We start from the raw sequence: 3,338 nt of genomic DNA on the forward strand, positions 1-3,338 counted from the left end.
GCAGCAGTTCAAAGAATGCTCTATTACCTAATCAGGATTATCAACCATTTTAAGAGTTGTTCCTGGATGACCTTCTTGACCTCCAGGGTTCTTTTCGCTCTTTTTACGGAGACTCTTGGGATTAGGTTTTCCTTTGACAAAAAAATCAGTAGAAGGAGGTTTACTGCTGTTTCTGCTATTTTGATTTAAGCGAGATTCTAAAACTTGCAATTTTTCACTAAGCTGTTTTATTTGAGATTCAAGACTCTCAATGTAAGTTGCAATAACTTCAGGATTTGAAGTACACAGAGCAAGAATCTCTTCACGTTTCATCAAAGATAGAAATAACTCATTGTAAATCCAATTTTTCCTCGAAAAGAGGAAAAATTGTGTAGCCCTAAAAAGGCTACCTGAATAGTAACCAAATTTTTTCTAAAACTTAAAGGATGCATCCCTATTCTTTCAATTGTTCTTTATAAGTCAGTCTTATTTGATTAAGCCTAATCTGTCTATTTTCAGTTTGCTATCATATTTATCAGTATCTGTCAAATTGATAGCACCAAAAACGAGAAAGATATTAGGAAACTGGTCTTACCTAGTCAATCAAATAATTATTCATGCGTCTTCGGTTAAGTGAGGAATCGTGACAAATTGCATCAATTTCAACAACATTTGCCAAAAGTTTTAATAAATTATGAGTTGTAGCCAGATATCAATTTCATGTAAAGAGGCCAAAACTTAAAGCCGGTTTCTAATGCAAAATCGATAGCTTTCAGGTAAGAAAATTCCTTAACCGATGACCAATGAATAATTATTAAATGTGTTAAAATGTGTTAATATCTGCGTACCATTTCCTCCTGCCATTCTGTCTCCGGCCATCCTCTGAAGCCTCTGAGCTTGTTTATATCATCCAGATAATTTATCACTTCATTAGCCTGAAAACCAAGACCCTTGAGCACACATCCAAGAACGGTTCCGGTTCTGCCTATACCTCCCACACAGATGTCAAAATATATTCTATATTGCTTAAGGATTTGAGAGGTATATATTACCTGAGAGAGGTGTATATTACCTGAGAGAAGTGTGTATTACCTGAGAGAGGTGTATATTACCTGAGAGAGGTGTATATTACCTGAGAGAGGTGTATATTATCTAAGGCGGTTAAAGGATTTAAGATCTGGAAGGATTATTGGAGAGGTGGTAGCTATGGGATTCAATCAACTGGCTGAAAGCGACGAACTGATTCTTGGTGAAGCACTGGAAAGACAGAAAATTCTGGAAACCGTAATTAATAACAGTCCTGTTATGGCTTTTCTCTGGACTCCTGACAAGAAGTGGCCTGCCAGATACGTCTCGGAAAACGTAACCCAGCTTGATTACAATGCTGAGGATTTCCTTATAGGAAGGATAATGTATGCAGACATAGTCCACTCCGAGGATATAGATAGAGTTAGAAAGGAACTTACTCGATGCTGCGAGGCTGGAAATGACAGTTTTGTGCAGCGGTACAGGATTCTTACAGGGAACGGGGAAGTCCGCTGGGTAGAAGAAAAGACCTATATCCAGCGTGATGAGGCTGGAAATGTGGTGAATTTCCAGGGAATAGTGAGAGATGTTACACAGGAGATTAAAAACGAAAAGGCTCTGAAGGATGCTCTTCAAAGCCAGAAAGCCCTCATGGAAAAACAAAAAGCTCTTCTTGAGCGGCAGAAAGCCCTCGAAACCGTAATTAATAACAGTTCAACGGTAGTATTTCTCTGGAAGGCTGAAAAATACTGGCCTACGCTATATGTATCTGAAAATGTCAGGCAGTTTGGGTACACTCCCGAAGACTTTATCTCCGGAAGAATCCTTTACGGGAAAATAATCCATCCCGAAGACCTGCTCCTTGTGGAACTTGAACTTGAGGAAAACTGTGAGGAAGGAGGAAAGGAGTTCAACCGCCAGTATCGAATTCTTACTCAGACTGCTGATGTCCGCTGGATTGATGAAAAAACCTTTATCCAGCGCAACGAGGAAGGAGAAGTTACCCATTTCCAGGGCATTATAGAAGATGTAACCCGGAATGTAAAAAGAGCCTGACCTATAGATTGAAATCAGAGGGTGAGGGAAATATTCAGGCTTTTAGGAGCCAGAATTTAAGTGATTTTAATTGTTTCAGGGTTTCCGTATAGATTAAGTTTAGTAGGCAAGTTTAGTAGGCAAGTTTAGCAGGCAAGCTTAGCTGGTAAGCTTAACAGGGGCAGTATCAAGGAAGATACAAAATAATATTATTTAACAGTAGTGTAAATTTAACTCTAAATAATCACTACCTTGTGGCATTATAAATGAATCAGATACTCATTTTAACGTTCTTACTTTCTTAACAAATAACTATTTATGTTTGAGAGTATTAAGAAGTGTTTGCAGGTTTTAATAGAATTTCAGGATCTGCAGCCTCTCCAATATGCCTGGACGTGAGGACTGGAAACAAAATATGTTGAGTAACACGAAAAGGTATGGAAAAAGATTGAAAAGAGTATAAAGAACAGATTGTTCCCCAGAAAACTAAAGAGGGTTACATCTCGAAAACGGTTTGGCTATAAGGGGTTTGAAAAAGTAAGCTAACCGTTTTCGGGGAAAAATACCAAAGAGCTAATATTTTCATTATCTACTGTAAATTAAGGTCTCCATAACTATGCTTATTTAGCATGAAAGTACATGAGGATATCTTCCTCACGTGCTCTCTTCACCTTCTTTTTCCATTATCGCAAATATTTCACTAATTATTTTTATTCGTTCATCAACTGAGAATATTTCTGTCTCAACAATCTTCCTATTTTGAATTTCTCCTTTTTGATATCCAGTTCCATCTTCGTACATCTCATCGTTTACGATAAGATGCCATATTATCGTTGCAATTTTCCTTGCCAAGGCAATAATTGCCTTGGAATGCCCAATTGACTTCTTTTTCCTGTTAAAAAACTCTTTTAACTTACTGTTATTCTTTCTTGCCGCTGCTTGAGAAATCTGCGTAAGAATCCATCTTGCTCCCTTTGATCCTCTCTTTGTGATTCTTCCGTTGTGGTATTTATCTGCAGATTGATACACATTAGGAACCAGACCAAGCCAGGAAGCAAGCTTATCTCCAGAAGAAAAATCCTTGAAATTGCCTATTTCAGCAAGTAAAATTGCCGCACCAAGTTCTCCTATACCTGGAACTGACATTAAAATCTCCATTTCTCGCTTATGCTTTTTATAAGCATAATTGAAAATTTCTTTCTCTAAAGCTTCGATCTCATCATCAATACTCTTTATGAGTTTCAGACAGATCTGAAGTCTGAATGCAGCACTTTGAGAGATTTCTCGATCAAGAATTT

General features: G+C 37.7%; 3 protein-coding genes and 1 pseudogene. 1 reads left to right on the forward strand and 3 read right to left on the reverse strand.

The window, feature by feature from the left end; translation table 11 throughout:
* Positions 1 to 30: 30 nt before the first annotated feature.
* A pseudogene (locus tag ASJ81_RS10300) lies at positions 31 to 315 on the reverse strand (DUF6444 domain-containing protein); the annotation flags it as partial.
* Between the two features lie 497 nt (positions 316 to 812).
* Positions 813 to 977, reverse strand: coding sequence for a hypothetical protein (locus tag ASJ81_RS22785; protein WP_170943275.1), 165 nt, complete (start codon positions 975 to 977; stop codon positions 813 to 815).
* Positions 978 to 1,185: 208 nt separating this feature from the next.
* Here ASJ81_RS22785 and ASJ81_RS10305 point away from each other — a divergent pair, with 208 nt between their 5' ends.
* Entirely contained in the window at positions 1,186 to 2,061 is an 876-nt protein-coding gene (locus ASJ81_RS10305; protein WP_095644384.1) for a PAS domain-containing protein, read from the forward strand.
* Positions 2,062 to 2,694: 633 nt separating this feature from the next.
* On the opposite strand, the gene ASJ81_RS10310 is transcribed toward ASJ81_RS10305, so the two are convergent.
* A partial coding sequence (locus ASJ81_RS10310) for an IS110 family transposase (protein ID WP_141241664.1) occupies positions 2,695 to 3,338 on the reverse strand: 644 nt, incomplete at its 5' end.

Source organism: Methanosarcina spelaei, assembly GCF_002287235.1.
GTDB lineage: Archaea > Halobacteriota > Methanosarcinia > Methanosarcinales > Methanosarcinaceae > Methanosarcina > Methanosarcina spelaei.

Bases quoted from the DNA above. Each gene is read 5' to 3' on its own strand.
- ASJ81_RS10305 (WP_095644384.1), top strand. From the start codon at position 1,186: ATGGGATTCAATCAACTGGCTGAAAGCGACGAACTGATTCTTGGTGAA.